21 protein-coding genes are annotated in these 26,516 nt (G+C 69.8%); 11 read left to right on the forward strand and 10 right to left on the reverse strand.

Annotation, left to right across the window (positions count from 1 at the left end):
- Positions 1–35: 35 nt before the first annotated feature.
- The 5 genes from Dvina_RS10345 (at position 36) to Dvina_RS10365 (ending at position 5,639) form a co-directional block, all read left to right on the forward strand.
- The gene (locus Dvina_RS10345; protein ID WP_223102240.1) at positions 36–758 is read left to right on the forward strand and encodes a leucine-rich repeat domain-containing protein; all 723 of its coding nucleotides are present in this window, start codon (positions 36–38) and stop codon (positions 756–758) included.
- Positions 759–872: 114 nt separating this feature from the next.
- A complete protein-coding gene (locus tag Dvina_RS10350; RefSeq protein WP_223102241.1) occupies positions 873–1,424 on the forward strand; it encodes a MarR family winged helix-turn-helix transcriptional regulator in 552 nt (183 codons plus the stop codon).
- A 43-nt stretch (positions 1,425–1,467) separates the two neighbouring features.
- Entirely contained in the window at positions 1,468–2,034 is a 567-nt protein-coding gene (locus tag Dvina_RS10355) for a LemA family protein (RefSeq protein WP_246656131.1), read from the forward strand.
- Between the two features lie 4 nt (positions 2,035–2,038).
- Positions 2,039–3,919 carry a DUF2207 family protein gene (locus Dvina_RS10360; RefSeq protein ID WP_223102243.1) on the forward strand — a complete coding sequence of 627 codons (1,881 nt, stop codon included), beginning with the start codon at positions 2,039–2,041 and terminating at the stop codon, positions 3,917–3,919.
- A 1,192-nt stretch (positions 3,920–5,111) separates the two neighbouring features.
- Complete coding sequence (locus Dvina_RS10365; protein WP_223102244.1) at positions 5,112–5,639, forward strand: YbhB/YbcL family Raf kinase inhibitor-like protein; 528 nt, start codon at positions 5,112–5,114, stop codon at positions 5,637–5,639.
- Between the two features lie 575 nt (positions 5,640–6,214).
- Here Dvina_RS10365 and Dvina_RS10370 read toward each other — a convergent pair.
- Entirely contained in the window at positions 6,215–6,697 is a 483-nt protein-coding gene (locus Dvina_RS10370) for a cupin domain-containing protein (protein ID WP_223102245.1), read from the reverse strand.
- A gap of 4 nt (positions 6,698–6,701) precedes the next feature.
- Positions 6,702–8,837, reverse strand: a complete 2,136-nt coding sequence (locus tag Dvina_RS10375; protein WP_223102246.1) for a 5-methyltetrahydropteroyltriglutamate--homocysteine S-methyltransferase — start codon at positions 8,835–8,837, stop codon at positions 6,702–6,704.
- Positions 8,838–8,944: 107 nt separating this feature from the next.
- Here Dvina_RS10375 and Dvina_RS10380 point away from each other — a divergent pair, with 107 nt between their 5' ends.
- The 3 genes from Dvina_RS10380 (at position 8,945) to Dvina_RS10390 (ending at position 13,162) form a co-directional block, all read left to right on the forward strand.
- Positions 8,945–9,790 carry a LysR family transcriptional regulator gene (locus tag Dvina_RS10380; protein WP_223102247.1) on the forward strand — a complete coding sequence of 282 codons (846 nt, stop codon included), beginning with the start codon at positions 8,945–8,947 and terminating at the stop codon, positions 9,788–9,790.
- A gap of 190 nt (positions 9,791–9,980) precedes the next feature.
- On the forward strand, positions 9,981–10,628 hold the full coding sequence (gene trmB / locus Dvina_RS10385) for a tRNA (guanosine(46)-N7)-methyltransferase TrmB (RefSeq protein ID WP_223102248.1): 648 nt from the start codon (positions 9,981–9,983) through the stop codon (positions 10,626–10,628).
- Positions 10,625–13,162 (forward strand): DEAD/DEAH box helicase, encoded by a 2,538-nt coding sequence (locus Dvina_RS10390; protein ID WP_223102249.1) that lies wholly within the window; start codon positions 10,625–10,627, stop codon positions 13,160–13,162. The genes trmB and Dvina_RS10390 overlap by 4 nt, the downstream gene beginning before the upstream one ends.
- A gap of 41 nt (positions 13,163–13,203) precedes the next feature.
- Here the strand turns inward: Dvina_RS10390 and Dvina_RS10395 are convergent, their stop codons facing one another.
- Complete coding sequence (locus Dvina_RS10395; RefSeq protein ID WP_223102250.1) at positions 13,204–14,046, reverse strand: class II fructose-bisphosphate aldolase; 843 nt, start codon at positions 14,044–14,046, stop codon at positions 13,204–13,206.
- Positions 14,027–15,505 (reverse strand): 1-phosphofructokinase family hexose kinase, encoded by a 1,479-nt coding sequence (locus tag Dvina_RS54120; protein ID WP_246656132.1) that lies wholly within the window; start codon positions 15,503–15,505, stop codon positions 14,027–14,029. Before Dvina_RS54120 ends, Dvina_RS10395 begins: the two co-directional genes overlap by 20 nt.
- Before the next feature lie 90 nt (positions 15,506–15,595).
- On the opposite strand from Dvina_RS54120, the gene Dvina_RS10410 reads away from it, so the two are divergent.
- A complete protein-coding gene (locus Dvina_RS10410) occupies positions 15,596–16,561 on the forward strand; it encodes a carbohydrate kinase family protein (protein ID WP_223102251.1) in 966 nt (321 codons plus the stop codon).
- Here Dvina_RS10410 and Dvina_RS10415 read toward each other — a convergent pair.
- From Dvina_RS10415 to melA, 5 genes are all read right to left on the reverse strand, one after another.
- Positions 16,542–17,366 carry a carbohydrate ABC transporter permease gene (locus tag Dvina_RS10415; protein ID WP_223102252.1) on the reverse strand — a complete coding sequence of 275 codons (825 nt, stop codon included), beginning with the start codon at positions 17,364–17,366 and terminating at the stop codon, positions 16,542–16,544. The genes Dvina_RS10410 and Dvina_RS10415 overlap by 20 nt on opposite strands.
- Positions 17,366–18,304 carry a carbohydrate ABC transporter permease gene (locus Dvina_RS10420; protein ID WP_223102253.1) on the reverse strand — a complete coding sequence of 313 codons (939 nt, stop codon included), beginning with the start codon at positions 18,302–18,304 and terminating at the stop codon, positions 17,366–17,368. The genes Dvina_RS10415 and Dvina_RS10420 overlap by 1 nt, the downstream gene beginning before the upstream one ends.
- Positions 18,301–19,623: an ABC transporter substrate-binding protein gene (locus Dvina_RS10425; RefSeq protein WP_246656133.1), complete on the reverse strand. Its 1,323-nt coding sequence runs from the start codon at positions 19,621–19,623 to the stop codon at positions 18,301–18,303. The genes Dvina_RS10420 and Dvina_RS10425 overlap by 4 nt, the downstream gene beginning before the upstream one ends.
- A 299-nt stretch (positions 19,624–19,922) precedes the next feature.
- Entirely contained in the window at positions 19,923–20,801 is an 879-nt protein-coding gene (locus tag Dvina_RS10430; RefSeq protein WP_223102254.1) for an SIS domain-containing protein, read from the reverse strand.
- 654 nt (positions 20,802–21,455) lie between these two features.
- Positions 21,456–22,763: an alpha-glucosidase/alpha-galactosidase gene (gene melA, locus Dvina_RS10435; RefSeq protein ID WP_223102255.1), complete on the reverse strand. Its 1,308-nt coding sequence runs from the start codon at positions 22,761–22,763 to the stop codon at positions 21,456–21,458.
- A 455-nt stretch (positions 22,764–23,218) separates the two neighbouring features.
- On the opposite strand from melA, the gene Dvina_RS10440 reads away from it, so the two are divergent.
- Together Dvina_RS10440 and Dvina_RS10445 are read left to right on the forward strand one after the other, a co-directional pair.
- Complete coding sequence (locus Dvina_RS10440) at positions 23,219–23,965, forward strand: DeoR/GlpR family DNA-binding transcription regulator (RefSeq protein ID WP_246656134.1); 747 nt, start codon at positions 23,219–23,221, stop codon at positions 23,963–23,965.
- A 202-nt stretch (positions 23,966–24,167) separates the two neighbouring features.
- Positions 24,168–25,427, forward strand: a complete 1,260-nt coding sequence (locus Dvina_RS10445) for a Gfo/Idh/MocA family protein (protein ID WP_223102257.1) — start codon at positions 24,168–24,170, stop codon at positions 25,425–25,427.
- Between the two features lie 13 nt (positions 25,428–25,440).
- Here Dvina_RS10445 and Dvina_RS10450 read toward each other — a convergent pair whose 3' ends face one another.
- Positions 25,441–26,484 carry an alpha/beta fold hydrolase gene (locus tag Dvina_RS10450; RefSeq protein ID WP_223102258.1) on the reverse strand — a complete coding sequence of 348 codons (1,044 nt, stop codon included), beginning with the start codon at positions 26,482–26,484 and terminating at the stop codon, positions 25,441–25,443.
- Positions 26,485–26,516: the final 32 nt, after the last annotated feature.

The raw sequence follows: 26,516 nt of genomic DNA on the forward strand, positions 1-26,516 counted from the left end.
CCCGGCACCTCGGCGCGCGTCGCTATGCTCGGCCGATGGAGCCCGCAGTCCAACTCTGCCGGTGCGTCGGGCACTCGACCGACACCCGGCCGCCCCGGGTCACGTTCCACGCGGAGCGCCAGGACACCGGCTCCCCGGTCTGGCACCGCCTGCTGGCCCTGATCGACGAGGCCGCCGCCGACGGCCGCCAGGAGTTCACGCCGCTGCGCGACATGGACGCCGACGAGGTCCGCCAGGTCGTCACCCTGCCCCCGACGATCGCGAAGCTGACGAACGTCCGCCGCCTGTCGCTCTACGGCACGAACCTGGTCCGCCTGCCTCCCGAGATCGGCGCGATGACCAGCCTGGAGGACTTCGACCCGTACTGCTCGCACCGCCTGCACTGGTACCCCTACGAGCTCACCCGCTGCACGAACCTGAAGACCAGCCGGGTCAGCACCCGCGTCCTCTACGGCAACTTCAAGTTCCGCCCGCCGTTCCCCTCCCTGCACAGCACCACCGGCGCCGACCTCACCACCCTGGACCCGGCCGTGTGGGGCGCCGACGGGGCCCGCACCTGCAGCGTCTGCACGACCGCGCTCACCGGCGAGCTCCACCAGGCCTGGATCTCCCTCCGGGTGGCCACCGACGTCCTGCCGTTCCTGGTCAACGCCTGCTCCCAGCGCTGCATCGCCGCCCTCCCGGCCCCGGAGCCCGGCTACGTCCCGACCCCGCACACCGGCGGCCCGTCAGTCGAGCAGCCACCACCCCGCCGCTGACCCACACCCTCCGCGGACCCTTGCTCTGCGCCGGCCCTTGCTCCCGGCGCTTCCGGGCGATTCACGAGCATCGAAGCCGATAGACGATGGCATTCCGGCTGATGCTCAACCAGGATGACCGGAATGTCGGCCGGTGCGGATGAAGGCGGTCCATTCGACGCGTTCCTCCGTCGGGAGGCGACCGCCGGCTTGGCGCTGCCGCCCGGAAGGCTGAGCGCGACCGAGGCCGTGCTGCACCTGCACCGCGCGGCCAACGCGGTCCGCCAGCACGTCGAACAGGAAGTCCTCCGCCCCCGCCAGCTCACCTGGACCGGCTTCGTCGTCCTGCGCACCGTCTGGGCCGCCCGCCGCATCGAAACCCGCCACGTCGCCGAACAGGCCGGCATCTCCAAGGCCACCCTCACCGGCGTCGTCGACACCCTCTCCGGACGCGGCCTCGTCAAACGCACCATCCACCCCGACGACGGTCGCCTCGTCGTGCTCCAGCTCACCCGCGGCGGCCACCGCCTCCTCCGCGAGCTGCTTCCCGAGTCGCAGCACGCCGAGGCCTACGCCCTCTCGTTCCTCGAACCGGCCGAACTCAGCCGCATCACCGCCGCGCTGCGCGGACTCGTCGATCACCTGGAGCGGCGAGGGCGAGGTGGCCCGGCTCTGTCGGATGGGTGACGGTTCCACCTGGGGGGCAACCCGCGGCGGTCACCATGCGCGCATGAACGCTTTGATCGTGCTCGGCGTTGTGGTCGTGCTGGTGATCGTGCTCGTCTGGTGGGCGGTGGCCACGTACAACTCGCTGGTCAAGGCCCGGACCCAGGTCGACGCCTCATGGGCGCAGATTGATGTGCAGCTCAAGCGGCGGCACTCGTTGATTCCGAATCTCGTCGAGACGGTGAAGGGGTACGCCGCGCACGAGCGCGGGACCCTCGAGGCCGTCGTGGCGGCACGCAACGCGGCGGCTCAGGCGGCGCCCGCCGGGCCGGCGCAGCTCGCGCAGGCCGAGGGGCAGCTGACGCAGGCGCTGGGGCGGCTGTTCGCGCTGTCCGAGGCGTACCCGGACCTGAAGGCCAACCAGAACTTCCTGCAGCTGCAGAGCGAGCTGGGCGGCACCGAGGAGAAGATCGCCTACGCCCGGCAGTTCTACAACAGCGCCGTGCAGACCTACAACCAGAAGATCCAGACGCTGCCGGCAAACCTGATCGCCGGCGTGGGCGGGTTCCAGGCGCGGCCGTACTTCCAGGCCGCCGGCGGCGAGCGGGCCGACGTCAACGTGCGGTTCTGACGCGATGGACCCGCAGTTCCTCGTCGAGGCGGCGATCGCGCTGGCCGGGCTCGGGGCCTGGCTCGCCGCGTTCGGGGGCGCGCTGTTCGTGACACGGCCCCGGCCGGTCGCCGCCCCGCCACCGACGCAGGACTTCGGCGGCAGCGAGTCGCCGGCCGTCGTCAGCATGATCACGGGGCGCTGGGAGCTGACCGAGGACGCGGCCGAGTCGACGCTCATCGACCTGGCGGCGCGGCGGGTGCTCGAGTTCCGCCAGCCCGGCAACGACCCGCTGCAGACGACGGTGCATGTGCGCGAGGCGGCGCCGTCCGGCCTCAACGCGTACGAGACGATGATCTTCGAAAGGATCAAGGCGCTCGCCATGGGCGGGATGGTGCCGCTGACGGCGCTCACGTTCCGTGACGAGGCGCAGGCGGCCGGGTGGACGAAGCGGCTGAACGCGGCGATCGTCGCCGACGCGCGGTCGCGCGGGCTGTCCCAGCGCCGGTTCTCCAAGCCGGTCGTGACGGCGCTGAGCGTGTTTGCGCTGGTACCGGCCTTTGCGCTCACCCTCGCGGCGCTGCTCTACAACCGGCGCACCGGCGGCGACTCGGGCGTCTCGTTCGTGCTCGGCATCTTCATGTGGTTCGCCCTGTTCTACGTGGCCGGCAAGTCCCGCGGCGAGCGCGACACCCCCGCCGGCCGGCAGGCGGCCGCGCGGTGGCTCGGCCTGAAGGCGTACCTGCGCGCGCACGAGAGCTTCGCCGACCTGCCCCCGGCCGCCGTCACCGTCTGGGACCGCTACCTGTCATACGGCGACGCCGTCGGCGCCACCCGCGTCTGCGCCGCCGTGATCGACCTGGGCATGGGCAACCGCAACAAGGTCTGGAGCTCGTTCGGCGGGACGTGGCACCGCGTCAAGGTCAAATACCCGAGCGTTTTTCCACGGTACGGCCAGAAAGCCCTGCGGCTCGCGCTGAAATCCGTCGCCGCTCTGGTGATTGCCGCGCTGATCACGCGGTACAACGCGATCGCCTTCGACTTCGCCCCCGACTCGGTGACGAGCTGGGTGGCGCTGGCGGTGCGGATCCTGATCCTGTGGCCGCTGCTCTACGGCGGGTACACGCTGCTCGGCACCCTCGTCGACGTCCTCACGCCGGTCACGGTGACGGGGGAGGTGCTCTGGCTGCAGACCTGGAAGACGCGCAGCCAGGGGGAGGACGAGCCGTCGATCCCGGTGCTGCACCACCTCGCGGTGGATGCGGGGGTCACGGACCGTACTGTCGCCTGGGCCTGCCCTTCCGAGATCGCCGCGAAGTGCGACGTCGGCGACATCGTGACACTCACCGCACGACGCTGGACGCGCCGAGTGCTCTCGCTCCAGGTCGACGCCGGCGCGCGGATGCGCCGGCAGACGTACGGCGACGAGAAGACCGACGCCCTCATCCTGAACGCCATGAACGCGGGCGCACCGGCCCTGGCCACCGCGGTCCACCCGACAACTGTCACAGCATCGTCCCTGGTCACGGCCGAAGAGGCCGGCCGCGTCCTGGGCCGCCAGGTGACCTTGGCCGGCCGCGGCGGTGACGCCGACGGCGGTGGCGGCGGTGGTGGCGGTGGCGGCGGTGTGGCCATCGGGCCGATGACGCTTGCCGAGTACGTGGCGGCCGACCGCTCCGCCCTCCTCGTCACGGTCGTGACGGGCACGGCCGCCCGCTTCGCCATTGGCACCCACCGCGGCGGCACCCCCGTACCAGGCGTGGGCGAGGAGGCGTTCGCCTCAGGCCGCTGGGCGGTGGCGCGGCGGGGGGAGACGGTGATCAAGCTGGAGCAGCGCACTTCGGGCACCATTCACCAGCCGTACCTGGTGTGGCTGCTGGGTCTCGCGGTCGCCCGCCTACCCTGACCCGCGCAGCGGCGTTTCGCTTGGTCGTTCGCCTGCTCTGACTTGCGCGGCGGCGTTTCGTGCGGTCGTTGCCGGGCTCTGACCTGCGCGGCGGCGTTTCGCTTGGTCGTTCGCCCGCTCTGACTTGCGCGGCGGCGTTTCGTTTGGTCGTTCGCCCGCTCTGACTTGCGCGGCGGCGTTTCGTTTGGTCGTTCGCCCGCTCTGACTTGCGCGGCGGCGTTTCGTTTGGTCGTTCGCCGGCTCTGACCGGTGTTGCGGCGCTTGGTGCGGTCGTTCGCCGGCTCTGACCGGTGTGGCGGCGTTTCGTTGGTCGTCCACCTGCTCCGACCCCCGCGGTGACGTTTCGCGCGGTCGTCCGCTTGCCGTGACCTGTGCGGCGGTGCTTCGTTTAGTTGTTCGCCTGCTCTGACCTGCGCGGCGGCGCTTCGCGCGGTCGTTCGCCAGCTCGGACCGGGCGGCGGCGCGCTTCGTTTGATCGTCTACCTGCTCCGACCTGCGCGGCGGCGTTTCGTGCAGTCGTCCGCTTGCCGTGACCCGCGCGGTGACGTTTTGCGCGGTTGTCCGCCTGCCGTGACCTGCGTGCTGGCATTTGCTCACTTCACTCGGTGCACGTTGCGCAGCGCCCGTTGTGTGCGATGCGCGGCCCGTGCACTGCGCGGCGCGCGTTGTGTGCGCTGCACGACCTGAGCGGTGCGCGACTTGTGCGGCCCGTGCACTGTGCGGTGCAAGATCTGAACGGTGCGCGACTTGTGCGGTGCGCGACTTGCACGGTGCATGTTGTTTGCGGTGTGCGACTTTTTGCGGTGCGCGATCTGAGCGGTGCGCGACTTGCACGGTGCACGGTGTGAGCGGTGCGCGACTTTTGCGTGCGCGATCTGAGCGGTGAGCGACTTGGGCGGTGCGCGACTTGCGCGGTGCACGTTGTGTGCGGTGCGCGGTCTGAACATGGGCGGCCCGGCGTGGGCGGTGCGCGGGCTTGGGGCACGTGTCTTCGCGTTCCGGCAACACGGCGTTTGCGCGTTTGCGCGTTTGGGTCGGGTGGTGCGCGGTTTGGTGGTGGGCGTTCGCGGTTCCACGCGGTGCTTGAAGATTTTCCGTCGACGACGCGCGGCCGCCTCACTTGAGGACGACGTTCGTTGGGTAAGAGGATTCCCGGAAGACAGCTGTAGCCACCTTCGCAAGGAGATTGCGCATGTCCGACCGTCCGCGCCCGCCGTCGCCGTACGACTTCCTGCCCGCGGTGCCGGCGTTCAGTTTGACCAGCGAAGACCTGACCGACGGCGGCTCGCTGCCCGACGCCCAGGTCTACGAGCGCGGCAACACCTCCCCGCACCTGGCCTGGTCGGGCGCGCCGGAGGGGACCAAGAGCTTCGCGGTCACCTGCTACGACCCGGACGCCCCGACGGGCGGCGGCTTCTGGCACTGGATCGTCTACGACATCCCGGCCTCCGCCACCGAACTCCCCACCGGCGCCGGCACGGGCGACAAGGACGGCTTGCCCGACGAGGCCATCCACGCCCGCAACGATTACGGCACCCGCGACTTCGGCGGCGCCGCCCCGCCTCCGCAGGACGCCCCCCACCGGTACTTCTTCGTCGTCCACGCCCTCGACACCGACTCCCTCGGCGTCGACGCGGACGCCTCGGCGAACGTGGTCGGCTTCAACCTGACCGCCCACACCCTGGGCCGCGCGGTCCTGGTCTCATCGTTCGGCTTCTAACCACCCGGCCGGCAAGGCTCGAACCCCCGCCGGCCCACTTCCCGCTCCACCACAAACAGCAGGACCACGAAACACGTCGTCAGGACCACACGGCCCGCCGCCTCCCAGGTCGGCGGGCCGTCGGCCTGCAAACCACTTCCCACGCGGACCCCCACGACCCGTAACGGCCGCCTGTCTGGCACGCCGCTCACCGTCCGCCGCGCGCCAGAACCGGGCCTACGATCCGCGAGCGTTGGCGCACGCACAAGCTGCGCGTTTGTGCAGTCCTCATGCTCGATCGTGTCGTCTGCCTGCGTGTCCACGTGTTGCGCGTGTCCACGTGTTGCGCGTTTGCACGTGCCGTTCGCGCTGCCACTGGCCGCTCACGCTCACACTGACTGTTTGCTGCTCGCGCTAGCCGGGCCGCTGTACGTCTGCGCGTGTTGCACGTTCGTGCACAGCGTCAGCCCGCGCTCACCCACGCGCCCGCGCTCATGCTCGCGCTCACCCACACGCCCGCGCTCACCCACGCGCCCGCGCTCACCCACGCGCCCGCGCTCGCGCTCGCGCTCGATTGTGCGAGTTGGCGCCGGTTGTCAGCCGATCCAGAACGTGTCGTGTTCGAGCATGAATGCGGCGCGCTCCTCGTCGGTCATCTGCGACAGGTTCGGGAGGCCCTCGAAGTAGGCCTCCCGGGGTGCTCCGGGGGCGAAGTGGAGCAGCATCTCGGCCGGGGCGCCGGACTCGTTGCGGAATGCGTGCACGCCGCCCTCCGGTACGTGCACGAAGTCCCCGGGCTCGGTGTCGATCCAGCGCTTGCCGTCGTAGATGCGCACCGAGCCGCTCAGAATGAAGAACGACTCGGAGATCGAGCGGTGGAAGTGCGGGTCGGGTCCGCTGGGCTGCGGGCCCATCACCCAGCGGTACAGGCCGAACTCGCCGCCGGTCGACGCGCCGGTGGCCAGGTAGTGCACGGTGTTGCCGCTGGCGTACGTGAACTCCGGCGGCGTGCCGACCGGGCGGTACGTGGCGCTCGCCTCGCCGGTTTCAGCGTGATATTTCGGTTCTGGATACGACATGCCCTCATGTTAGGGATTCGCGGGCGGCGTGCGCGGCCGCGACGACGTTGGCCAGGGCCGCGCGCACCTCGTCGTACGTCCGCGTCTTGAGGCCGCAGTCCGGGTTCACCCACAGCCGCTCGGCCGGGATCACCCGCAGCGCCGCCCGCAGCCGCCCGGCGATCTCGTCGCGGTCCGGGATGCGCGGCGAATGGATGTCGTACACGCCCGGCCCGATCCCGCGCGCGAACGCCGTGACCGCGAAGCCCGAGCGGGCGGCCTCGATGCTCGTGACGTCGGCGTCCAGCGCGTCGATCGCCTCCAGCACCGCCGACGCCTCCGAATAGCACAGATGTGTGTGAATCTGCGTGGCGTCCGCGGCGCCGCCGGTCGCCCGCCGGTACGCCGCCACCGCCCACTGCAGGTACTCCGCCTGCCGCCGCCTGTCGAGGGGCAGCAGCTCCCGCAGCGCCGGCTCGTCGACCTGGATGATCCGGATGCCCGCCGCCTCGAGATCCCGCACCTCCTCGCGCACGGCCTCCGCCACCTGCAGCGTCACGTCCGGCAGCGCTCGATCGGGCCGCACGAACGACCACGCGACGATCGTCACCGGCCCGGTCAGCATCCCCTTCACGGGCCGCGCAGTGAGCGATTGTGCAAACTTCGCCCACCGTACGGTGATCGGTCCGCGCCGCCGCACATCCCCGTGCAGAATCGGCGGCCGTGTGCAGCGCGATCCGTACGACTGCACCCACCCGTTGCGCGAAACCGCGAACCCGTCGAGGTGCTCAGCGAAGTACTGCACCATGTCGTTTCGCTCAGGCTCACCGTGCACGAGTACGTCCAGGCCGAGCGCCTCCTGCTCGCCGATGACCCGCGCGATCTCCGCCTCGATGCGCGCTTCGTACTCGGCCTGACCAAACGAACCATGGCCGGGCGGCATCTGGCGCTCGCCCAGCGAAGCCTGGCCCAGCGAGGTGCGCGCCTTGCGCAGTTCGCCGGTCTGCGGAAACGAACCGATCGTCGTCACCGGCAGCGGCGGCAGTCCGAGGTCGGCCTGGGCGGCGACGCGCTCGGCGTATGGACGGCGAGTGTCCATGTCGGGTGCGCGAGTGGGCCGCGGCCGGGTCGGCAAGGGTCCGGGCTTCGGGCCCAGCGCGGCCAGCGCGACGACCTCGGCGACCTTCTCCTCCGCGAACGCCAGGCCGTCGGGGAGCCCCGACTCGCCGCGCAGGGTGTACGGCACGTGCAGAAGCGAACAGCTTGTGGACACCGATGTTGCATCGGCCGCCGCCAGCAGCGCCCGCGCCGCGTCGAAATCCGTCCGCCATACGTTGCGCCCGGACACGACGCCGCCGACGATGGTGCGTCCGGCAAAAAGCTGCAGGGTTTCTGGTACTCCGTGTGCCAGATCGATCGCCACCCCGTCCACGGGGGCCACGGCAAGGGCCGGCAGCGCGTCCTCGGCACTGCCGAAGTACGAGGCCACCAGCAGTTTGGGCCGCCGTTCCAGCGCGGCCAGCCGCCGGTACGCGTGCCGGATCGCGGGTGCACCCCCGTCGACGACCGTCACCGGTTCGTCGAGCTGCACCCACTCCACGCCCGCGTCGGCCAGGGACCGCAGCAGCTCCCCGTACACGTCGAGCAGATCGTCCAGCCGCTCCAGATGACCGTGCAGGAATGTGACCGGACCGACCAGGACCGGGCGGGTTTCGTGCCCGAGTGTGCGCGCCTCGTGCACCTCGCCGAGCATCTTGTCCGGCACCGCCCGGAACCGTGTCTTCGGCCCGATCTCGGGCACGATGTAGTGGTAGTTGGTGTCGAACCACTTCGTCATCCGCAATGCCGGCACGTCGTCAGTGCCGCGGGCCATCGCGAAGTAGGGATCGGCGGCGTCGCGGAACCGGTCCGGCACCGCGTCGACCGCCACCGCCGCGTCGAGCACATGGTCGTACAGCGAAAACGTGTTGGACGGCAGCCCCTCCAGCCCGAGCTCCGCCAGCCGCCGCCAGGTCTCGGCGCGCAGCTGCCTTCCGGTTGCAGCGAGCGCGTCCCGGTCGATCCGCCCCGCCCAGTACCCCTCCAGCGCCCGCTTCAGCTCGCGCTGCGGCCCGATCCGCGGATACCCGAGCACCGTCGATTTCGGAAAGTCATCTGTCACCGCGCGATCGTGTTCGTTTGTGCGCGCGGCCGCGCGATCGATAAGCGCCGTGAATAGTGATTCGGTTCTCGGTCGATAAGCGGCGGTGATGGCCGATACTTGTCGGCATGGCGGGGCTGCGCGACATCGAGTGCTTTGCGCTGGTGGCGCGGCACCGCTCGTTCTCGCGGGCGGCGGATGTCCTGTCGCTGTCGCAACCTGCCGTGAGCCAGTCGGTTGCGCGACTTGAGCGCGAGCTCGGGCTGCGGCTGTTCATTCGCTCAAGCCGGACGGTTGCGCTGACGAGCGCGGGCGAGTCGCTGCTGCCGCACGCCGAGGCGGTACTTGCGCAGGCGGGTGCGTTTGCGGTGGAGGCTGCGCGACTGGCGGTACAAACGCTGCCTGGTTTGCGGTTGGTTTATGCGCCGCTTGTCGGGACCTTTGCGGCTCGCCTCGCGCGGCGGTTGGCGGCGCGGAAGCCGGGGCTCGATGTGGCGCTCGAAGCGGGCGGGTGGTCGGCGGCGACCGAGGCGCTGCAGCGGGCGACGGGCGGGGTGGCGGCGCTGATGAGCTCGCCGTTTCCGGCCGGGTTCGCGACGGCCGCGCGGTTTCACGTGGCGTTGAGCCACCTGGCGCTGCCGGCGGGCGACCCGCTGTCGACAGTGACGACCGTGACGCTCGACCGGGCGCGGCGGCTGCTGTTGCCGCGCGGGATGGCGCTGCCGGCGGGGGCGCGGCTGGCGGCGGAGGCGGTGGACGACCCGGCGGCGGCGCTTGACCTGGTGGCGGCCGGGCGGGGTGCGCTGCCGGTGCCGCAGCTGCTTGTCGACACGGTGCGCCGGCCCGACGTCCGGTTTGTCCGGCTCGGCGGAGCGGCTCCACGGCTGACGTTTGCGCTGGTCTGGCGGGCGGAGTCGGCCGGGGAGGACGTGATGATGCTGGTCCAGGGGGCGCAGGACCTGTTGCGGCGCTAAGTATGCGGGCAGGCGCCGGGACGCAGCGTATGTCGATGCGGGGCGCTGTATGCACATCCGGCTGCACGCGCTGTCAGGTGACGGTCGCGCCGCCCCGCCCGTAGCTCAGCGGGACGCAGGGAGTGGCGGCGGTGGTAGGACCGTTCCCCCGAGGGCCATAGGTTCACGTTTCCGGTAAACTAGGCAACCCATGACTACCGTCGACCGGCCGCTTCGGATCGTCCGGACCTATCACCTGCGTGGCGGGCGGCTCAGCGGTCGGCACCTCGACGCGCTGGAGCGCCTCGCCGCGCGGTACGACTTCGTGCCCGGACAGCCCGTCGACGTGCTCGAGATCGGGTCCGGGATGGGCGACGCCACCGCGCAGATGGCCGCCGCCGACCCGCAGCGGCAGTACCTGGCGGTCGAGGTGCACACGGCCGGCGTCGCCAACCTCCTGCACCTGATCCACGAGCGCGGCCTGACGAACGTGCGCGTGGCCGAAGTGGACGCGTTCGAACTGCTCGCCATGCACATTCCGGCCAACAGCCTGCACGCGGTGCACGTGTTCTTTCCGGACCCGTGGCCGAAGACGCGCCACCACAAGCGGCGGCTGATCGTTCCTGAGCGAGTTGCCGTCCTGCGTGAGCGAATGCGCAGCGGTGGGGTGCTGCACTGCGCAACCGACGACGAGGGGTACGCGCACGCGATGCTTGAAACGCTCAACGCGGACAGTCATCTCCGCAACCTCTTCGACGGGTTCGCGCCGCGGCCCGCGCACCGGCCGGTGACGAAGTTCGAGCAGCGGGCCGTGCGCGCGGGCCGCAAGGCCTACGACGTGATGTTCGAGAAGCGATGAGGAACCTGGCCGCACGCGTCCCGCGGGACGGCGACCCCGACGCCATTTTCGAGGCGTTCTCCGAATGGGCGCAGGAGCAGGGCCTCAGCCTGTATCCGCACCAGGAAGAATCGCTCATCGAGATCGCCACGGGCGCGAACGTCATCCTCAACACGCCCACCGGGTCGGGCAAGAGCCTGGTCGCCGCGGGCGCACATTTCGCCGCGCTCGCCACCAACCGCACGACGTTCTACACCGCGCCGATCAAAGCGCTCGTGTCCGAGAAGTTCTTCACGCTCGTGGACATGTTCGGCCCGGAGAACGTCGGCATGCTCACCGGTGATGCCAGCGTCAATGCCGATGCGCCGATCATTTGTTGTACTGCGGAAATCCTCGCGAACATCGCCCTGCGCGACGGCGAGCGGGCGGACGTCGGCATCGTCGTGATGGACGAGTTCCACTTCTACGCCGATCCCGACCGCGGCTGGGCCTGGCAGGTCCCGCTGATCGAGCTGCCGCAGGCCCAGTTCGTGCTCATGTCGGCGACGCTCGGCGACGTCACGCGGTTCGAGGACGACCTCACCCGGCGCACCGGGCGCGCGACGGCCGTGGTGAAGAACGCGGAACGCCCTGTGCCATTGATGTTCAGCTACTCGATGGACCCGATGCACGAGACCATCGAGGAGCTGCTCAGCACCAAGCAGGCCCCGGTGTACATCGTGCATTTCACGCAGGCGGCCGCGCTCGAACGGGCGCAGGCACTCATGAGCGTGAACGTCTCGACGCGCGCTGAAAAGGACATGATCGGCGAGGCGATCGGCAACTTCCGGTTCACCGCCGGCTTCGGCAAGACGCTTTCCCGGCTGGTGCGGCACGGGATCGGCGTGCACCACGCGGGCATGCTCCCGAAATACCGCCGGCTCGTCGAAACCCTGGCCCAGGCCGGCCTGCTGAAAGTCATCTGCGGGACCGACACGCTCGGCGTCGGCATCAACGTGCCGATTCGCACCGTGCTGTTCACGGCACTGTCCAAATACGACGGGCAGAAGACGCGGCTGCTGTACGCCCGGGAGTTCCACCAGATTGCCGGACGCGCAGGACGTGCAGGTTACGACACCGTCGGCACGGTCGTCGTGCAGGCGCCCGAGCACGTCATCGACAACGAGCGCGCACTGGCCAAGGCGGGCGACGACCCCAAGAAGCGCCGCAAGGTCGTGCGCAAGAAGCCGCCGGAGGGCGCGATCGGCTGGGGCCGGCCCACCTACGACCGGCTGATCGAGGCCGAGCCGGAGCCGCTCAAGTCCAGCTTCCAGGTGTCGCACGCGATGCTGCTCAACGTGATCAGCCGCCCCGGCGACGCGTTCGCGGCCATGCGCCACCTGCTCACCCAGAACCACGAGGACGCGGCGTCGCAGCGCAAACTCATCCGCCGGGCGATCGCCATCTACCGCGCGCTGCTGGCCGGCGGCGTGGTCGAGCAGCTGCCGGAGCCCGACGAGGAGGGCCGCCGGGTCCGCCTCACCGTCGACCTGCAGATGGACTTCGCGCTCAACCAGCCGCTGTCGCCGTTCGCGCTGGCCGCGATCGAACTGCTGGACCGCGAGGCCCCCGGCTACGCCCTCGACGTCCTCTCGGTCATCGAGTCCACATTGGACGACCCGCGCCAGGTGCTGTCGGCCCAGCAGTTCAAGGCCCGCGGCGAGGCGGTCGCGGCGATGAAGGCCGAGGGTATCGAGTACGAGCAGCGGGTCGAGCTCCTCGACGACGTCACGCACCCGAAGCCGCTCGCCGAGCTGCTCGACAACGCGTACAACATGTACAAACAGGGCCATCCCTGGGTCGCCGACTATGCACTGTCGCCCAAGTCCGTTGTGCGCGACATGTTCGAACGGGCAATGACGTTCGTCGAATACGTCGGCTTCTACAGTCTGTCCCGTTCCGAAGGGCTGGTTCTGCGGTACCTCGCGGACGCCTACAAGGCCGTCCGTCAGTCGGTGCCGGAGGACGCCCGCACCGAGGACCTGACGGACATCATCGAGTGGCTCGGCGAGCTGGTCCGCCAGGTCGACTCCAGCCTGATCGACGAGTGGGAGCGGCTGCGCAATCCGGGCGCGGAGCGACCCGAGGTCCGCGACGATCGCCCACCGGCCGTCACCCGCAACCTCCGCGCCTTCCGCGTCCTGGTCCGCAACGCCCTCTTCCGGCGCGTCGAGCTGGCCGCGCTGCACCGCTACGAGGAGCTGGGCGAGCTCGACGGCGAGGCGGGCTTCAACGCGGACGCCTGGCAGGATGCGATCGAGGCGTACTTCGATGAGTACGACTCCATGGGCGTCGGCCCTGATGCCCGCGGCCCGGCGCTGCTGGTGATCGACCAGAAGCCGGACCGCTGGCACGTCCGGCAGATCTTCGACGATCCCGAGGGCGACCGCGACTGGGCGATCGTGGCTGAGGTCGATCTGGCCGAGTCCGACGCCCAGGGCGCGGCCGCGGTCCGCATCCTGTCGGTCGGCCCGGCCGAGGGCTTCGACCGGGAGCCGCAGAGCGACGGTCAATAGGCAGGATCACGCCCGACCGCGATTTTGGTCGGCCGGTGCGGTCAGGGTGTCGCCCCGGTCAGCACCCGCAGTGCCTTCGTGACCGTCTCGGCCATGTCGTGCCGGGCCGTGCGCAGGTATTTGCGCGGATCGACGACGGTGACGTCCTGTGCGATCGCGGCCCGGATCGCGCCGGTGAACGCGATGTTCAGGGCGGTGCCGATGTTGATTTTCACCAGGCCGCCGCGCACGGCCGCGCGCAGTTCGTCGTCGGGCACGCCGGACGAGCCGTGCAGCACGAGCGGGACGGACACCGCATCGTGCAGCAGTTCGATCAGTTCGTGGTCGAGCCGAGCATCGCGGTTGGTCATGGCGTGCGAGGAGCCGACCGCGACGGCCAGCGCGTCGACGCCCGTCGACTGCACGAAGGCCGCGGCCTCGGCCGGGTTCGTGCGCACGCCGGGTTTGTGGGCACCATCCTTGCCACCGACTTCGCCGAGCTCACTCTCGACCCACAGCCCGGCGGCGTGCCCGCGCGCTACCGCACACGCCGTGGCGGCGACGTTGTCGGCGTACTCGAGCTTGGAGGCGTCGTACATGGCGGAGCCGAACCCGTTGGCCGCGGCCTGATCGAACAGCTCGTCGCTCTCCACATGGTCGAGGTGCAGCCCGACGGCCACTGTGGACAGTTCGGCGACCGCGCGGGCGGCGGCGGCGATCGGGGCCAGGCGGCCGTGATGGAAGCGGACCGCGTTCTCGCTGATCTGCAGGATCACCGCACAGCCCGCCGCCTCGGCCCCGCTGACGACGGCTTCGGCGTGCTCGACGGTGATGACGTTGAACGCTCCCGCTCCGACTCCGAGCCGCCGGGCCTCCGCAACGATCTCACCGGTGGGCGTCAGCATCGGGCAACTCCTCTATCTTGACGGCCGGCCCCGGCCGGTCCCGTGTGTCGTTTCGTCCAGCCGCGCTGCTTGCTTCGGTGGCGCTGTTTGCTTCGGTCGCGCTGCTTAGTTCCGCGGCGCTGTTTGGTTCCGCGGCGCTGCTTGGTTCGGCGGCGCTGTTTGCTTCGGTGGCGCTGCTTGGTTTCTCGGCATGGCTTGGTTCGGCCTTGCCGTTTGGTGTCGCCGTGTTGTGTGGTTCCGCCGTGTCGTTTTGCTCGCTCCGGTCGGCAGGACTGCGCACGTCGGGTGAGGTGACGGTGATGCGGGTTCGCAGGTGCTCGTAGCGGGCTTTGTCGACGGCACCGGCCACGGGCGCGGCGACTGCGGCGGCCGACAGCGCGACGGCATCGGCCAGCAGGTCCGGCCAGGGCGTCCGGTCCCGCAAGCCCCTCGCGATGGCGGCGACACACGCGTCGCCGGCGCCGGTTGGGTTACCGATCTCTGGAGCCGGCGGTACGGCCCGCCACACGTTGTCGCCGCTGATCGCGAGCAGGCCGTCGGCGCCGCGTGAGATGACGACGCAGCCGGCGTTCAGGCCGCTCACCGTGCTGTGGCTCACCGTGCTGTGGCTCACCGCGCTGTGACTGACGGGGCCCTCGCTGGCGGCTTTGCTACTCGCGGCCTCGCTGTTGATGACGTGTTGGTGCATGGCTGGGTTAGTGGTGGCGTAGCTGTTCGCGGCGCGGCTGTTCGTCCCCTGACCGTTTGTGCTTGCGCTGTTCGTGGTCGGGCCGTTCGTGCTTGCGCTCGTGACAATTTGGCTGCTCGTGGTTGCGCTGTTTGTGGCCTGCCTGCTCGTGGCTTGGCTGTTCGTGGTTGCGCTGTTCGGGGTGTTGTTGTTCGCGGCGAGCAGTGTGGACAGTTCGTCGGTGTTCGGTTTGATGACGTCCGGGTTTGCGGTCAGGCCCAGGCGCAGTGGCTCGCCGCTCGTGTCGAGGATCGTCGCCGCGCGGTGGGTGCGGGCGATGGCGATGAGGTGCGCGTACGCGTCCGTCGGCAGCCCGCGTGGCAGCGACCCGGACAGTGCGACGACTGTGGTGCCGGCCAGGAGCGTGCGGTACAGCTGCAGGAATTGCTGCCACTCGGCCTCCTCGACGGCCGGGCCGGGCTCCCAGAGGCCGGTTGCGTCGACGCCGTCCGCGATGGTCACCGTGCGGCGGGTCTCGGCGGCGATGGAGGTGAACGCGTGAGGGATGCCGGCTGTGGTCAGCAGTTCCCGCAGCCGGTTGCCCGTTGCGCCGCCGAGCAGGCCGGCGGCCCGGACCGGTTCGCCCTGTGCGTGCAGCACGCTCGCGACGTTCAGGCCCTTGCCGCCTGCGCGTTCGTGCACTGCGCGCACGCGGTGCGTCGTGTGCGGGCGGAGTTCGTCGACCGTGTACGTCAGGTCGAGGGCTGGGTTGAGCGTCACCGTGAGGATCATCGGCTGGCTGTTTCTGCGCGAATGGACGCTATATGCGCATGATCGTGCAGCTGATAGCGTCCATTCGTGCATTCGCCCGAAGGAGTGACGATGGACTCGAAGGTGTCGATGGACGTTCTTGTCGTTGGCGACGCGAATCCGGACCTGGTGCTGCGCGGTGATGTGCGGCCGCGGTTCGGGCAGGAGGAGCAGCTGCTCGACGCGGCCGATCTGGTGCTGGGCGGGTCGGCGGCGATCACGGCGATGGGCTGCGCCCGGCTGGGTCTGCGTACGGGGCTGCTGGCCGCCGTCGGCGCGGACGTGTTCGGGACGTTCACGCGGGCCCGGCTGGAGGAGCGCGGCGTGCGGCTGCTCGCACCGGCGGCCGATGTGACGATGACGCCAACCGGGCTGAGCGTCATCCTGTCGGCGCCGGGGGACCGGGCGATCCTGACGCTTCCGGGCACGATTCCGGCGCTGCGGCCCGAGGATGTGACCGACGAACTGCTCGCAGGTGCGCGGCATGTGCACGTCTCGTCGCTGTTCCTGCAGCCCGGACTGCACGCGGGGCTCGCCGGAGTGTTCAAACGTGCACGCGCGCTCGGTGTGAGCACGTCGCTCGACACGAACTGGGACCCGTCCGGGCAGTGGGCCGGGCTCGAGGAGATCCTCGCCGTGACCGACGTGTTCCTGCCGAACGCCGCCGAACTGCTCGCGGTCACCCGCGCCGGAACGATGCACCCGGCGGCCGACGTGCTTGAGGCGGCGGCCGAGCAGCTCGTCGTGATGGGGACGGCGGTGGTGCTCAAGGACGGGGCGCGCGGTGGGCGGGCCTGGTGGCTGGGCAGCGGCGGTGCGGTTGTCGCCGCGGCTGCGCCCGGGGTGGCGGTGGACGTCGTGGACACCACCGGCGCGGGGGACAGCTTCAACGCCGGGTTCCTGGCCGCTCGGCTGGGTGGGCTGGACATCGCCGGGGCGCTTGGATGGGCGGCGCGGGCAGGGTCGTTGAGCACGCGGGCCGCCGGGGGTACGGCGGCCCAGGCCACGCGGGAGGAGGTCATCCCTTCAGCCCGCTGAGCGTCATGGTCGCCACGAACCGCTTCTGCGCGAACAGGAACGCGAGGACCAGCGGCATCGTGGCGACCACGTTGCCGGCCATCAGCTGCGACCACTCGGTGCGGCGCATGCCCTGGAACGAGGCCAGGCCGACCTGCAGCGTGTACTTGTGGTCATCGCTGATCGCCACCAGCGGCCACAGCAGGTCGTTCCAGCTCGACAGCAGCGTGAACACGGCAAGAGTGGCCAGGGCCGGGCGGGCCAGCGGCAGCACGATGCTCACGAACGTGCGGAACACGCCGCAGCCGTCGATGCGGGCCGCCTCCTCGAGTTCGACCGGCAGCGAGAGGAAGAACTGGCGCATCAGGAAGATGCCGAACGCCGAGGCCAGCCACGGCACGAACGCCGCGGCCAAGGTGTCCACGATCCCCAGTCGGGCGAACATGAGGTACGTCGGAATCATCAGCAGTTGGATTGGAATCATGACGGTGGCGAGGACCGCGGCGAACGCGAAGCCACGGCCGGCGAACCGCAGACGGGCGAAGCCGTAGCCGGCCGCCGAGCACAGCACCAGATGTGCAACAACCGACACGGCGGCGACGACAACCGTGTTGCTCAGCCAGAGCAGGATGTGCGTTTCCGCGAACAGTTTGCGGTACCCGTCCAGGTGCAGGCCGTCCGGGATGAAGCGCGGCGGGAACCGGTTGAGCTCCGCCTTGGTCATGAACGAGGCGAGCACCATGTGCACGAGTGGCAGCACGAATATGAGCGATACGGGCATCAGCAGCAGATGCCAGGCACTGAACGGCAGGATCCTGCGGCGCATCAGAACGTCTCCTCGCCGCTGCGGCGGCCGCGCCACAGCACCAGGGCGGTCAACAGCAGCGTCACCGCGAAGAGGATGTACGCGACCGCCGCCCCGTATCCGAGGCGCCGGGTCTGGAAGGCCAGCTCGTACACGTAATAGACGACGGTCTGCGTACTGTTCATGGGACCGCCGCGCGTCGTCGTGTAGATGAGGTCGAACAGCTGCAGCGCGGTGATCGTCTGCCACACGGTCGCGAACAGCGTGACCGGGCGGAGCTGCGGCAGCGTGACACTGCGCAGCACCCGCCACCGCCCGGCCCCGTCGACCGTGGCTGCCTCGATCAGCTCCTTCGGCACGTCCTGCAGCGCGGCGAGGTACACCACCGATGTGAAACCGACCTCGCCCCACAGCGCGACGATGCACACGACGATCAGCGCCTGGCGCGGGCTCTCCAGGAACTGCTGCGCCGGCAGACCGACCTGGCGCAGCGCCTCGTTCGCGAGCCCGAACTGTGGGTTGAACACGTAGCCGGCCAGGATGCCCGTCGCCGCCGCCGAAGCCACGTACGGCACGAAAATGCACGTCCGGTAGAACCCGATGAAACGGATGCGCCGGTTCAGGGCAATGGCCAGCAGGAGTCCGAGCGCGATCGATCCCGGCACGAACAGTACCGTCAAGAACAGTGTGTGTTGAGCCGCCGCGGCGAGGTCCGGGTCCTGCGCCAGGCGCTCATAATTCGCCCAGCCGATGTCCTGCGGCTGGGCGATGCCGTTCCACTTGGTGCGGGAGATGAAGAATGCCCACACCGCCGGGAACAATGACAGCCCGACCACGATGACCGTCGCCGGTCCGGCGAACGCCCATCCGGTGAGCGTCCGCCGTACCGATCGTTTGCCGCGCGGTTTGGCGGCGGCCGGCGCCGGGGCGTACTTCGAGGCCGCGAACGTGAGCGTCACCCGACTGCCCCGGCCGATTTCTTGGCCGCCTCGTCCAGCGCCTCCTTCGGTTTCGCCGCGCCCTGCAGCACTTTCGAGACGGCGTCGCCGACATTGCGCGACATCTCCTCATAACCGGCGACGGTGGGCCGGGCCTGCTTGGCATTCTTGAGGTTGTCGAAGAACTTCTGGCCGCCTGGGTACTGCTTGATGTAGTCGGCGTACTCGGGCGTGCCCTGCTCGGAGGCGCGCAGCGGCAGGTTGCCGACCGCGAGGTTCCACTTGGGATCGACGTCCTTGCTGGTGAGCCATTTGACGAAATCGCGCGACGCGCCCGCGCGGTTGGCGTCGCTGTGATTGAACAGCACCCACAGGTCGGGCCCGGAAACCGTCTGATGGTCGCCGTTGTACCCGGGCAGGTCCGCGACACCGTAATCGAGGTTGGCCTCCTTGATTTCGAGCAGCGCCCACGGCCCCGACAGCATCATGCCGATCCGGCCGTCGTTGAAGAGCTTCGCGTACTGCTCGTCGGTCTGATCGAGGTACATCGACTTGTCGTCGACCGCCATGGCGCGCAACAGTTCCAGCGAAGCGACCCCGGCATCGGAGTTGAAGGCCGGCTTGTTGCCGTCGAGAATCTTCCCGCCGCGCTGCCACAGCATCGGCCACAGGTGCCAGGTCGTGTCCTCGCCGCCCGACACCGAATACGCGGTCCCGTACAGGTTCTGGGCCGGGTCCGTCAGCTTCTTGGCCGCGCTGCGGAAGTCGTCCCACGACCATTGATCGGTCGGGTACGCCACCTTCGCATCATCGAAGATCTTCTTGTTGTAGATGAGCGCCAGATTGTCGACGAGCGCCGGAACGCCGATGACCTTGCCCTCGTACGTGGCCGTCGCGCGCGCCGCCGCCGGAATCTCCTCCCAGCCGAACGACGCGTCGGCGACGTACTTCGCCAGGTCCTGGGTCTTGCCGCTGGTGGCGAGTTCACCGGCCCAGCTGCCGTACGCATACGAGATGTCCGGGTAGCTGTCGCCGGTGAATCCCGCCGAGAGCTTGGTGAGCAGGTCATCGGTGGTCGCGGCGCCGGACGACGTCTTGATCGTCACGTTCGGGTGCGCCTTCATGTACTCCGCCGCGAGATCCTCCGCGACCTTCTCCTGCTCGGACGGCTGCCCGGTCCACCAGGTGATCGTGACTTTGGCGGCCGGGTCATAGCCCTCGGCGGCGTCCTTGCCGGAGTCGGCCTTAGCGCCGCCGCCACACGCGCCGAGCAGGAGCGTCAGGCCGGCGATCCCGGCCACCATCGATGTCCGTCTCGTGCCACGGGTAGGGGTCATCATCGCTGCACCTCTTCACTGGGGGGATGCGAGGAGCTGTCGTTGTGTGTTCGTTCCGCACCACGCCGGGCGGGCAGGTGCGCGTTCGGTTGTCCGCTTCGCTGTTCGTTTGTGCGCGTCGTGTCGAGCGCTGCGGTTGAGGTGGTGCGCAGATATGTCGGGCGCTCCGCGCCGCGACATATCTGATTTATCGCCCGACAGGTCATATGTCGTATTCGTAGGTTCGACGGTTACCTGGGCGGGATGTGCGGTTGCGCAGTTGGCGTGGCTCTAGGGCCGGTCGTGGTGGGACCGGCGGTGGTTCAGGTGAGGACTACGGAGCGGGTCAGAAGGCGGGGGCGGTCGGGGTCGAGGCCGCGGTGGGCGGCGAGTGCGACGGCGAAGCGCTGGGCCAGGACGAGTTGGGCGAGCGGGTCGCGGTCGTCGCGGTACGGGCGGGCGCCGGCGTCGAGCGCCGCGTCGTCGAGGGACGCGGGCACGGCGCCGAACGACCAGACCAGGCTGCGCGGACCGGCGACGGCGACGGGGCCGTGGCGGTAGTCGCGCGCCGGGTACGACTCGGACCATGCCTGGGCTGCCTCGCGTACCTTGAGCGCCGCCTCGTGGGCGAGCCCGATCGTCCAGCCGGTGCCGAGGAACACCAGGTGGTCGATCTCGCTCGGGTCGGCCGGCAGCGGTGCGGCCAGCGCGGCCCGGCCGTCGGCGATCAGGTGCTTGAGGTCCTCGCCGAACGCGGCGCGGGCCATTGCCAGGACGGTGGTGGGGAAGCGGGTCTGCACAACGCTGCGCTCGTCGGCGAAGTCGAGCAGGAGGCGGGTGTCGACCAGATCGTCGACCGGCTCGCCGGCGACCGCGGTGATCGCCACCCGGTGCGCGCCGTCCGGCACCTGTCGCAGCGCCTCGAGCACCTCGGTGGACGTGCCCGAGCGCGTGACGGCGACAACCCGGTCGTACCGGCGCCGGGGGACGTACTCGGACGCGCACACCGCATCGGTCTCGCCCAGCCCGGCCGCCTCGCGCAGTTCGGCGATGGCCTGCGCGACGAACCACGAGGTGCCGCACCCGAGCACGAGCATCCGCTCACCGGGAGCGCCGAGCGCGGCACGAGCCTCATCGGCCCGCCCGAGCCCGACGGCCCAGACCTCAGGCTGACTGGAGATTTCGAGCGCAGTGTCGTTCATGCGCGAACGCTATGCGCGTTTGCGTTCGCTACACAAGGTTTGCTGCGCAAGTGAACATTCGACGTTGCACGTTTGCGCGCGATTCGATCACTTAGCTGCAATCACGCCTGCCGCCGCCCGCCGCCTGTCGCACGCACTCGCGCTTTGCGCACACCGCTGAGCCGCACTGCGCGCGCTGCATGTCTCGCGCGCTGCATGTCTCGCGCGCTGCATGTCTCGCGCGCTGCATGTCTCGCGCGCTGCATGTCTCGCGCGCTGCATGTCTCGCGCGTTGCACGTGTCGCGCGTTGCACGTGTCGCGCGTTGCACGTGTCGCGCGCTGCACGTCTCGCGCGCTGCACGGTGCGTTGTTCGTACTTGCGTGGTTGTCGATGTTCGCTGGGTGCGTCGCTCAGTTCGTGCATGCCGAGAGTTGCTCGTTCGGCTGCGCGTGTGTGGTGCCTCCCGGATCGTGCGCGGCGTTGTTGGATGTTGCGGTGCCTCCCGGACCGGGCGCGGCGTTGTTGGGTGTTGCGGTGCGTCCTGGACTGTGCGCGAAGGTGTGCGTGTTGTGGTGGGCCGGGCTGTGCGCGCAGTTGGGTGCATCGCGGTGAAGCAGTTGCGTGCATCGCGGTGAATGGGTTCGGTGACGAGCCGGGCGGGGTGGGGGAGGGGTTACAGGGTTACGGGGGTACGCAGAGGTTCGGGGAGGAGGGAGCCGTGGGCGGCCGTCAGGTCGTTGCACAGGGACCAGATCTGGTCAACGGTCAGGGTCGCGGCGGTGTTCGGGTCGACCATTGCGGCCTGGCGGACCAGGCGGGGGTCGCCGGTGAGGGCGGCTTGCACGGTCAGTTCGCCGACGCTCACGAAGCCGCGGTTGACGGCTGCGCATTGGGGCGGGAGGGCTCCGACCCGCTGCGGGTGTACTCCCAGGCGGTCGACCAGGCACGGCACCTCGACGCCGTAGCCGTCGGGCAGGTTGGTGATCAGGCCCCGGTTGGCGACGTTGGCGTGGATTTCGCGTAGGGTGCCGGTTTCCATGCTGTGGATCACCTGGGGTGCGTACTCCGTTGCCTCGCGGTGCAGGTCCAGGGGCTCGCCGGCCAGTACCGCGGTGCGGACCGCGGCGTATTCGGCCAGGTTGTCGGAGCTGATGCGCAGGTAGTCGCCGACCGGGATGCGTAGGCGCTCGACCTCGCTGTCGTGGTGCAGGTACCAGGGGACGTACTCCGACGAGTGCTCGCTCGTCTCGGTCGGGAAGTAGCCCAGGCGGCGGTACATGTCCATGCGTACACGGCGCTGGAGCTGCGGGTCGGCGGCCAGGCGCGCGTCCAGGCGCGGGTACAGGCTCTCGCCCCGGTGCTCCCAGTGCAGCAGCCACGCCTGGTGGTTGACGCCGGCGGCGCGGTAGTCGACCTCGTCGAGCGGTACGCCGAGCAGTTCGCACAGGTCGTGCACGGTCCAGAAGACCGAGTGGCACAGGCCGGCCACGTTGAGGTCGGGGGCGATCGCGGCCAGGTAGGACACATTCATCGCCATCGGGTTCGTGTAGTTGAGCAGCCACGCGTCGGGGCACTGCTCGCGCATGTCCGCGGCTATTCCGGCCAAGACGGGGAACGTGCGCAGGGCGCGGAAAATGCCACCCACGCCGAGTGTGTCGCCGATCGTCTGTCGCAGGCCGTAGCGGGCCGGTACCTCAAAGTCAGAAACCGTCGCAGCGTGCATGCCGACCTGGATCGAGTTGATAACGTACGACGCGCCGGACAGGGCCGCTCGACGGTCGAGGTTCGTGGTGATCACCGGTTTGGCGCCGAGCTGTTCGGCTGTGCGCCGGGCGATCGCCTCCGCCGTCTCCAGGCGCTCAACGTCGATGTCGTGCAGCGCGAGCGTCACGCCGCGCAGTTCGTCGAACGACAGCAGGTCGGCCAGCAGCTCCCGCGTGAACACGACGCTGCCGGCTCCAAGGAACGCGATCACAGTCATGGACGGGATTGTTGAGAAACATGCACACTCGCACAAGGTTCTTTGACCATTCGCGCACAAGTGGACTATCTTCACTGCGCGTTTCGTCATCCGAGCAACCGTCACCGAACCGACCGTCGACCAAGACCACAGCAGGCAGACAACCGTCACCCAACCGCTCGTCGACAAGCACCACGGCAGGCAAACAACCCCCGCGCAGCCGACCGTCGACCAAGACCACGGCAGGCAAGCAACAGTCACTCAACCGGCCGTCAGCCAGGACGACAGCAGGCAAGCAGCCGTCGGCCAAGAGCACCGCGAACGAGCAACCACCACCTACGCGACCGTCGGCCAAGCCGGGCCGAGGCAAGCGACCGCCGCGCACGTCGGCGGGAGGCAAGCGACCGCCGGCCACGTGGACGGCAGGCAAGCATCGGAGGCCCATGTCACTGAGTCCGCTGCGCCGAGCTGACCGCATGTCGGCGATCCTCGAGCACGTCGCCCGCAACGGGTCGGTCGATGCCGGTGCGATCGCCGAGGAGTTCGGTGTCTCGACCGCCACGATCCGGCGTGATCTGCAGGTGCTGGAGGACCAGCGGCTCGTCGCGCGCACGCACGGCGGGGCGGTGGCCGTCGACGTGGCCTATGAGCTGCCGGTGCGGTACCGGACCGGGCAGCATCGCGAAGAGAAGGTCCTCGTGGCCCGGCGCGCCGCCGAGCTCCTGCCGCGCGGCCCGCTCACGCTCGGGCTCAGCGGGGGCACCACCACGCTGCTGCTGTCCCGGCTGCTCGCCGACCGGGTCGACCTGACAGTCGTGACGAACGCGCTCAACATCGGGTCCGAGCTCGTGCTGCGGCCGCGGCTGAAGCTCATCATGACCGGTGGGGTGTCGCGCACCCAGTCGTACGAGCTGGTCGGGCCGATCGCCGACCAGGCGCTCTCGGGCCTGAACATCGAGATCGCCGTCATCGGCGTCGACGGCATCAGCGCGCGGGGCGGCCTGACCACGCACGACGAGATCGAGGCGCACACGAACGCGGCAATGATCCGGCGGGCCGACCGGGTCATGGTGGTCGCGGACGGCTCCAAGGTCGGCCGGACCTGCCTCGCCGCGATCGCCCCGATCACCGACGTCGCGATGCTTGTCACCGACGCGACGGCCGACCCGGAGCAGGTCGCCGCGATCCGGCGGGCAGGCGTCGAGGTCACGGTGGCCGAATGAGCACGACGCCGGCGTTGAATCACGAACGCAAGTGTCGATACGCACATCGCAGTCGTCATGGCGGAGTGAGCGCGGCGGCGGCGTCGAGCCACGAGCGTGACGGTCGATACGCGCATCGCAGTCGTGGTGGCCGAATGAGCGCGGTGCCGGTGCCTGTCGCGGTCGTCGGGGCCGGTACGCGCGACGTGGTCATGGTGGCCGCATGAGCGCGGCGCCGGTGCGGCTGCTCGTCGTCGGGGCGGGGCAGCGTGGCACCTGGTACTCGCGCCTCGCCGTGCGGACCGGTCGCGCCGAGATCGTCGCGGTGGCCGAGGCGGACCCCGCCCGGCGGGCCGCGTTCGCGAGCGAGTTCGGGATACCGGCGGAGCTGACGTTCGCGGGCTGGGAGCAGCTCGAACACGGCACTCGCCTCGCCGAGGCGGCGATCGTCGCCACCCAGGACGCCATGCACGAGGGGCCGGCGGTGCTGCTGGCCGGGCAGGGGTACCACCTGCTGCTCGAGAAGCCCATGGCCCCCGAGGAGGGCGCGGCCCGGCGGATCGCGGCCGCTGTCACCGAGGCCGGTGTGATCGCGGCGGTGTGTCATGTGCTGCGGTACACCCCGTACACCGCCGCGCTCAAGGAGCTGCTCGACGCCGGGCGCATCGGCCGGCTCGTGAGCATGCAGCACCTCGAACCGGTCGGTTGGTGGCACCAGGCGCACTCGTTCGTGCGCGGCAACTGGCGCAGTGCGGCCGTCTCGTCGCCGATGCTGCTGGCGAAAGCCTGTCATGACATCGATTGGCTGCTGTACCTCGCGGGCGAGCCCGTCCGCCGGGTGAGCTCGTTCGGCGGCCTTGCGCACTTCCGGGCCGATCAGCGCCCGGAGGGTGCCGGCGACAGGTGCCTGGACTGTGCGATCGAGCCCGAATGCCCGTACTCGGCGCCGAAGCTCTACTTCCCGCTCGCGAAGGCGCCGCAGGAGCGCGCGGCCGGCGAACCGGTCGGCTGGCCGCTTTCCGTGGTGACCGCCGAAGGCACCCCGCAGAGCGTGCGGGAAGCGCTTGAGCATGGGCAGTACGGCCGCTGCGTCTATGCCTGTGACAACGACGTCGTCGATCACCAGGTGGTGTCGATGGAGCTGGCCGGCGGGGGGACGGTGTCGCTCACTATGACCGCGTTCACGCCGCTGGAGCACCGCAAGACGCGGCTGTTCGGCACCCATGGATTCATCGACGGCGATGGGCATGCGCTGCGCGTCGTCGACTTCCGCACCGGGGCGGACGAGACGATCGACGTGGCCGCGCCGCGCCCCGGGGACCACTCCGACGGCGACGCGAACCTGGTGGCGGCGTTCGTCGGCGCGGTGGCCGCGAACGACGGCGGGCTGCTGCGCTCCGATGTGCACACCAGCCTCGCCGGGCACCTGGTCGTGTGGGCAGCCGAAAAAGCGCGCCTCGACGGGACCGTCGAGGCGCTCTGATCCGGGGGACTGTTCAGCAGCGAACCTGGCGCAGCGCGTCGAGGAACCGGCCCGGCTGGGTGAACGCGGCGAAGTGGCTCGCGCCCTCGATGAGGACCAGCTCCTTCTGCGGCGCCTGGACCTCGGCGAAGTACTCGACCGCCGGCTCGGTCAGAGTGACCACGTCGTTGGCGCCCTGGAACAGGTAGAACGGGACCTCGAACGAGGTGCCGTGCGCCCGGGCGTCCCACTGCATGAACTGACCGAACATGGTGTCGCGGGACTTGCCGAAGCCCTTCAGCCACGCCTGCACGTCGGCCAGCGAGTAGTCCGGCTTGGTGAGCAGCAGCTTGAACAGGTTGGTGAGCGCGGCGTTGCCGGTGGTCGGGTCGGTGCCCATGCTCCACTGCATGCGCACGCCCCACTGCTTGACGTCCCAGGCACGCGGGTCGGCGTCGAGCTTCTCGAGCGCGGCCACACCGCGCTTGTTGCCCGCCTCCCGGAGGCGCTCGATGGTGTCGAGGCGGCCCTGGCGCTCGTTCTCGACCATGTTCACGTAGAAGTCGGTGCCGACGTAGGCGCAGAACAGGTCGGGGCGCTGCTGCACCATCGGCACGCCCACGATGGTGCCCATCGAGCCGGCCATCAGGACGATGCGCTCCTGGCCGAAGTACTCGCGCAGGTGCTCCGCGACCGCGATGCCGTCGCGCACCATCAGATCGAAGTCCATCTCGGCCGCGTTGAAGCCGTTGCGCCGCAGGGTCTTGCCGGCGCCGCGGCGGTCCCACTGCACGACGGTGAAGTGCCGCTCCCATTCGCGCAGCACCGGGGTGAAGACCGAGTAGGGGGAGCCGGGGCCGCCGTGCACGACGAGCAGGACCGGGTTGTTGCGGTCCTCGCCGCGGATCTGCAGCCACTGCTCGACGCCGCCGACGTTGAGGTATCGGCCCTCGACCACGCGGTCGGGGCCGGTGATGCGGGCGTCGGCGGCGCGCTGCTGCTTGCGGATCGCCCGGTAGGCGAGCGGTGCGGCGGCGACGACGGCGGCGGAAGCGGCGGTGATGGCGAGAACAGACATTGTGGAACCCTCCCCGGTTTGCCTTGCGGCGT

The sequence above is a fragment of the Dactylosporangium vinaceum genome, from assembly GCF_019904175.1.
Taxonomy (GTDB): Bacteria; Actinomycetota; Actinomycetes; order Mycobacteriales; family Micromonosporaceae; genus Dactylosporangium; species Dactylosporangium vinaceum.